11 protein-coding genes are annotated in these 5,784 nt (G+C 44.6%); all 11 read left to right on the top strand.

Features of this window, described 5'->3' with window-relative positions; all coding sequences use genetic code 11:
• The coding region (locus Q5866_RS20675; protein WP_303182263.1) for a hypothetical protein at positions 1-184 on the top strand (184 nt) is incomplete at its 5' end.
• Entirely contained in the window at positions 177-569 is a 393-nt protein-coding gene (locus Q5866_RS20670; protein ID WP_303182261.1) for a hypothetical protein, read from the top strand. The genes Q5866_RS20675 and Q5866_RS20670, both read left to right, overlap by 8 nt.
• Positions 566-1,435 (top strand): hypothetical protein, encoded by an 870-nt coding sequence (locus Q5866_RS20665; protein WP_303182259.1) that lies wholly within the window; start codon positions 566-568, stop codon positions 1,433-1,435. Before Q5866_RS20670 ends, Q5866_RS20665 begins: the two co-directional genes overlap by 4 nt.
• A gap of 1 nt (position 1,436) precedes the next feature.
• Entirely contained in the window at positions 1,437-2,393 is a 957-nt protein-coding gene (locus tag Q5866_RS20660) for a hypothetical protein (protein ID WP_303182256.1), read from the top strand.
• The gene (locus Q5866_RS20655) at positions 2,390-2,926 is read left to right on the top strand and encodes a hypothetical protein (RefSeq protein WP_303182254.1); all 537 of its coding nucleotides are present in this window, start codon (positions 2,390-2,392) and stop codon (positions 2,924-2,926) included. Before Q5866_RS20660 ends, Q5866_RS20655 begins: the two co-directional genes overlap by 4 nt.
• A gap of 38 nt (positions 2,927-2,964) precedes the next feature.
• Positions 2,965-3,174, top strand: coding sequence for a hypothetical protein (locus Q5866_RS20650; protein WP_178572449.1), 210 nt, complete (start codon positions 2,965-2,967; stop codon positions 3,172-3,174).
• Positions 3,175-3,330: 156 nt separating this feature from the next.
• Complete coding sequence (locus tag Q5866_RS20645) at positions 3,331-3,534, top strand: hypothetical protein (RefSeq protein WP_303182252.1); 204 nt, start codon at positions 3,331-3,333, stop codon at positions 3,532-3,534.
• On the top strand, positions 3,527-3,709 hold the full coding sequence (locus Q5866_RS20640) for a hypothetical protein (RefSeq protein ID WP_303182251.1): 183 nt from the start codon (positions 3,527-3,529) through the stop codon (positions 3,707-3,709). The genes Q5866_RS20645 and Q5866_RS20640 overlap by 8 nt, the downstream gene beginning before the upstream one ends.
• Positions 3,710-3,753: 44 nt before the next feature.
• Positions 3,754-5,199 carry an AAA family ATPase gene (locus tag Q5866_RS20635; protein ID WP_303182249.1) on the top strand — a complete coding sequence of 482 codons (1,446 nt, stop codon included), beginning with the start codon at positions 3,754-3,756 and terminating at the stop codon, positions 5,197-5,199.
• Positions 5,200-5,243: 44 nt separating this feature from the next.
• Positions 5,244-5,600, top strand: a complete 357-nt coding sequence (locus Q5866_RS20630; RefSeq protein WP_303182247.1) for a hypothetical protein — start codon at positions 5,244-5,246, stop codon at positions 5,598-5,600.
• Positions 5,560-5,784 (top strand): hypothetical protein (locus Q5866_RS20625; RefSeq protein ID WP_303182245.1); only part of this gene is annotated, 225 nt, incomplete at its 3' end. The genes Q5866_RS20630 and Q5866_RS20625, both read left to right, overlap by 41 nt.

Below are 5,784 nucleotides of genomic sequence, written 5' to 3'. Positions count from 1 at the left end.
GTTAGCGGAACGGGGATTTTGCAAAGGCATTATCTTTGATTTGAATGTACAATTTGCCACGACCCAAAAACCGGGCGACCGTTCCCGTTTTCCCGTCGTGTCGTTGGTTCCCAATGAGAGTGCCGACAATGTTTTGAAAGTACGCAAGGCGTGGGAGCCGATAAAACAGTTGGAAAGTGAATAATTTTATTTATATTTGCAACTATAAAACAAACGACTACCACCGTTTGAAAGATATTGCTAATTTATTTAGCGTAAAGCCCGTTTCCCGGTGTGTGGTAGCCCGGATTGCGGGCTTTCTATTTTTAATTATGGATTTTATAATTAAAAAGAAGTGGATTAACGAATTACATTTGAAAGGTAACAAGTTAATGATTTACGCAATGATACATGAATATTGCGTAAAATATGGCGAATACTCAAAGGGCATTATGTATTTATCCGAAAATTTAGGGATAAATAAAAGTACTGTTATTGATTGCCTTAAATGGTTATGCGAAAAAGGATTATTAATAAAATCAGTTCAGCCCGTAGCAGAACCGGATGTTTATAAAATATCAATATTATGAAATACACGATATTAATAAACCAATATGCCGCCGTTAATAGCGGTTTAGATTTAGATTTAATAGATTTGGCGATTTTTGATTTTATAAAAGATTTCGCCAATTGTGCAAGTTGCGTTAAGATGCACACCCCGGAGGGAATATATTTTTGGATTTCCCACAAGTTAATATTGGAAGCAATGCCGTTATTGAATATAAAGACAAGTCAAGGCATGATAAAGCGTATTGATAATTTGATTAAAGCCGGAATTTTACAAAAACATCCTAATTGCGAATTGTATAACAAAACTCTGTATTGTTTTGGTGAAAATTACGAGTTACTAACATTTACCGAAAAGGCAGCAAGGATATTAACCGGAGTTGATACCCCTAAACAAAAGTTGATGCCCCCCATAAACGAAAGTTTAGGGGTACCCATAAACGAAAGTTTAGGGTATAATAGTAATAATATAGATAATACAATAAATGATAATGAGAATACCCCCAACAACAATGTTGTCGGGGAATTATTCCCGGAAGAACAAAAGGTTGAGGAACCAAAGGAGAAAAAAACGTTATTCCGTAATTCCGACGTTTACAAAATGGTTAAATTTGAAAACGGCGTTGGCGTGGATTATTCAGAGTTTGAAAGTAAGTTTGCGACACCGGAATTTGAAAAGGTCGATTTGGTTTATTACTTTCATTCGGTTAGCGATTGGAGCGACCAAAAGAATATGAAGCGCACTAAAAACGGTTGGTTGGCGACCGTCCGCAATTTCATACGGGGGGACGTCGAAAAGAAAAAGTTGCATTTGAAACCCGAATACAAAGCCCCAACGCAAAGATTGAACGTTGCCGGGGCTATTGAGTATTTGAAAGATGATTATTAACATGGAAGCATTACCCGAAAAGACAAACAGATTGCCACAAACGTTGCCCGAAAAACGACAATCCGCCGCCGTTTTGCTTTATAGCGGAACGGCAAAAGCAATTGACGTTCGCCGGGCGATGGTTGAGTTACCGGAGGTTGCCAAAGCATTAACCCCGGTCGAAAAATATATTTTCGTGGCGTCCACAAAAAAACAGATTGCCGAGATTGACGACGAAACGTTGATTGCCAAAACCGGGCAAATGTTCCGGTTTATCGCAATGGACGTGGGGTTTATCATTCCCACGGAAAACCGGAACGATTGGACGTATATTTGTACCCGGTTGTTGGATTTGCTCAAACGCTATTATTCGCAATTAACATTATCCGAGGTTAAATTAGCGTTTGAATTGCTGATTACCGGGGAATTAGACGACTATTTGCCAAAGGATAGGGACGGCAACGCCGAACGGAAACATTACCAACAATTTAACGCCGATTATTTCGCAAAAGTATTGAACGCATATTGCCGGAAACAAAACGGGGTTATACATAAAGCGTATAAGGCATTGCCGGAGCCGAAAAAGGAATTGACGCCGGAGGAAAAACGGTATTATCACAACCAAACCGTCGCCCGATGTAGGAAGGTATTTTTGCAATACAAATATACCGGGCGGTTTGTGTTGGGGATTACTGACGGAATGTTAATTTATGATTGGTTGCGAAAGTTGGGTTTTGCCAATGAGGTTGCCGGAACCGAAGACGACCGCAAACAAGCATTTGCCCGATATATGCAACGTGTCGCCCGTGGGTTCGTCAACAAGTACGAGGCGTACCACGTCCAACGTAAGGGAACCGACGCCCCGGAGTTGGATTTTACGGCGTATGAGATAGCGAGGGACAAAGAGATTGCCCGGACGTTTGACCGAATGATTGCCGACGAATTACAGATTGATAACTATTTAGATTTTTGGAAATGAACAAAATAACGATTGATTGTATTATTGGGATTGACCCCGGAAAAAACGGGGGGATTGCCGTTTGGCGTCCGAACCATAAAACCGAGGTAATAAAAATGCCGGGCGACCTTATGGAGTTGCGGCAATGGTTTGATTATATGAAAAGTATTTGCCGCCCGTTGGTATTCGTCGAAAAGGTTCAATTGCGCCCGGACGACGTGAACGACAACCCCGGTAAGGCGTTCCGGGTTCAAAAACTGTTATCCGAGTTCGAGAAACTGAAAACGATAATTGCCATGTGCGACGTACCGTTTGTTTTGGTACACCCCCAAAAATGGCAAAATGAATTGAAATTGCGGGTTAAGGGAGAGGAAAAGCCGGAGCGCAAAAAGCGATACCAACGAGCCGCCGCCGATTATTACCCCGATGTTAAGGCGACGTTGTGGAACGCCGACGCCCTTATGATAATGCACTTTGGACGGTACATTTTGCACAACAACCCCCGTTGGGTTTTGGAGAATTTGCCCGCCCCGATGCACGACCGTTTATTTTAAGCCCCGTATTTCGATTATTTTGTTTGAATGGGTAAAAGATGGCAGACGAAAACAAAAGCCCGCAAATCGAAAATCCGGCGAAAATAACGTTGGAAGAATTGGCCTACATGGTTAAACAGATGCGCCACAACCAACGGAGGTGCGAACGGAACCCAACGCCGGAAAAGATTGCAACCCGGACGGCATGGGAACAAAAAGTTGACGGCGTTATTGCCGTCTTAACAGATACGCAAATGAAATTATTTTGATTTTATCCCGGTACGACTTGCGCCGTATCGGGATTTTTTGCCCTAACACGAAAATAAAAATAAAAAATTTTGGTAATTAAAATATTTCCCGTATTTTTGTGGCATGAAATAACAACGACCGGGCGTTTTCCCGGTAATGCTAAAAAAATAAAAGCAATGAGAGCGAAAACAACAATCAGCGATTTCCGGTATGAGTTTGACGGGTACGGACATTACAAAGTAACTTACACGTCGCCCGTTACGGGTAAAAGTTGGACGGCAAAAACAAATGATATGCCGTTAATTGATGCGACAAAGAACGCCGACGACCCCAAACGTTGCGATTTGGAAACCCTTAAACGAGTTTGCAAAAATGGATAAGGACGAATTGGGAGCCGTTCGCCATGCAATGACGGCAAAAGAGTTGGACGACCTGTATAAGCGTTTGGAAAACTTTATTGCCGATTGCACCCGGTCGGAGGTTGACGCCAACCGGGATGCGCTTAACAAGGTGCAAAGCATGATACACCAAAGAATGATATTAACAAACAAATAAGTAGTAACCGCCGGGGGCAACCCCGGCATAAAAAGAGCGATAAAATGATTATCAAAAAATTAGAGTTGTCGAATTTCCAAGTAATTAAGGAGTTCAACGCAGATTTTGAGGGTAATGTATATTTCATTACCGGGGACAATGAGTTAGGAAAATCCACGCTATTAAAGGCAATCGGGGCGTTGTTGACCGGGAACCGGGACGCCGTGTTGCGTAATGGCGAGGACAAAGGGTTTGCCAAAATGGTTGTCGGAGACGACGGCGAGGAATACGACGTTGAATTGCGGTTTACCAAAGCCAACCCCCGTGGTACGTTATCAATCAAACAGAAAACAACCGGGATGCGGTCGGATAACGTAAGTATGTTGCAAAAGGTTTTCGGATATACGGATTTTGACGCCGTGGAGTTTTCCCGGTGGTCTGAAACCGCCGAGGGTCGCCGAAAGCAAGTGCAATACGTCCGGGCATTGTTGCCGGAGAATGTGCAAAAACGTATTGCCGAGATTGACGCCGAGGTTATGACCGTTAAGGAGAAAAGAAAGGACGCCAACGCCGAGGTCAAGACGTACACGACCATTTGCGCCGCCGCCGAAAAGCAGTTGAAACCGGGCGACGTCAAAACGTATGCCGAGAAAATCGACATTGCCGATTTAATGGAGGAACAAAACGAGAACGCCCGGTTGATTGAGAAAGCGAAAACCGTGCGTACCGCATTGCAAACCCGGACGGAACAATTGGAGGCAATCCCCGGTCGTATCAAAGCCGCCGAGGAAACCAAGAATACAGAGATTGACGCCGCAATAAAGTATGAGGCGGAAGCCCAAGCCGAATACGACCGGATTGTTGCCGAGGCAAAAAAGGCATTGGAAGCGGCAAAGAAAAAGAGCAAAGCCGATGCGAAAGCCGCCGCCGACAAATACGACGAAACATTGGCGCAAATCCAAACGGATAAAGCCGATTACGAAACCCGCAAGAACAACGCCGCCGCATGGTTGGCAAAGTACGAGGAAAACAACCCGGAGAATTTGGATACAGCCGAACGCCTCAAACAAGCCGAGGAACACAACAAAATCAATGCGTTGGTTGTGGACTATCTGACGAAGAAAAAGCAAAAGGACGCCGCCGAAAAGGTCGCCCAAACCCACGAAAAAAAGTTGTCGGATTTGCTCAAAGAGCGGGAAACCCTTATTGCGAAATCGGAATTGCCGATTGCCGGGTTGACGTTCACGGACGACGGGTTGGAGTTAAACGGTGTGCCGTTTGTCGCCGGGAAAGTGTCGGATAGTCAGATAATGGAGGTTGCCGCAAAATTGATTATCGCAAGCAATCCGACCGTTAAGGTATTCCGCATTGCGAGGGGCGAAAGTTTGGGCGCAAAACGTCTGCAATCCCTTATCGAATTAGCCCGGAAAGAAGGGTATCAAGGATTTATAGAGGAAGTCAAGCGAGGACAGGACGATTTAATTATTGAGGAATACAGCGAAACCGAGTAATTAACCGGGGCGTCGGTTCCCCGGCGTCCCTTAAACAAAACAATATGGAAGTTAAAGAAATGACAATTGCGGACGTGTTGAAAATGCCGTTGTTTTTTGAGAACGTGAAACGCCAATTAACGAGCCTTTGGAACGACCGGGAGAAAGCCCGTAAGGATGCGACCCGGAATAATACGAGGTTGCGGGCGCACGTTATCGACCGTATGCACAATACCGGGCATTGGGAACCGGGAAATTTCGTTATTCTTTTCGCAAAAGTTTTGGATAAGGTCGCAACCGGGTATTCGTCGAGCGAACGGGCGTTTATCCGTGCGGTTGGAATGACAGCGTTTAATATCACAATGCAAAAGTTAATCGACGATGAGAAAGCGAGAAATAACGGCAACGGGGACGATAAATAATCACGGCGGATTGGCAATGTACATGGGCGAATTAAACGAATTTTTCAAGGGTTGGAAAGGTTCCCGGATAATTGCCCGGTTCATTGTTGCGTCGCCCGGTTCGTCCGAGGCTTTGAAAGGCTATTATTTCAACTATGTTGTACCCACGTTCCGACACGCCATTTGGGAGGCGGGCGAACGTCTT

The sequence above is a fragment of the uncultured Butyricimonas sp. genome (genome assembly GCF_959596855.1).
Classification (GTDB): domain Bacteria; phylum Bacteroidota; class Bacteroidia; order Bacteroidales; family Marinifilaceae; genus Butyricimonas; species Butyricimonas muris.
This window is presented reverse-complemented; position numbering and strand designations above follow the sequence as displayed.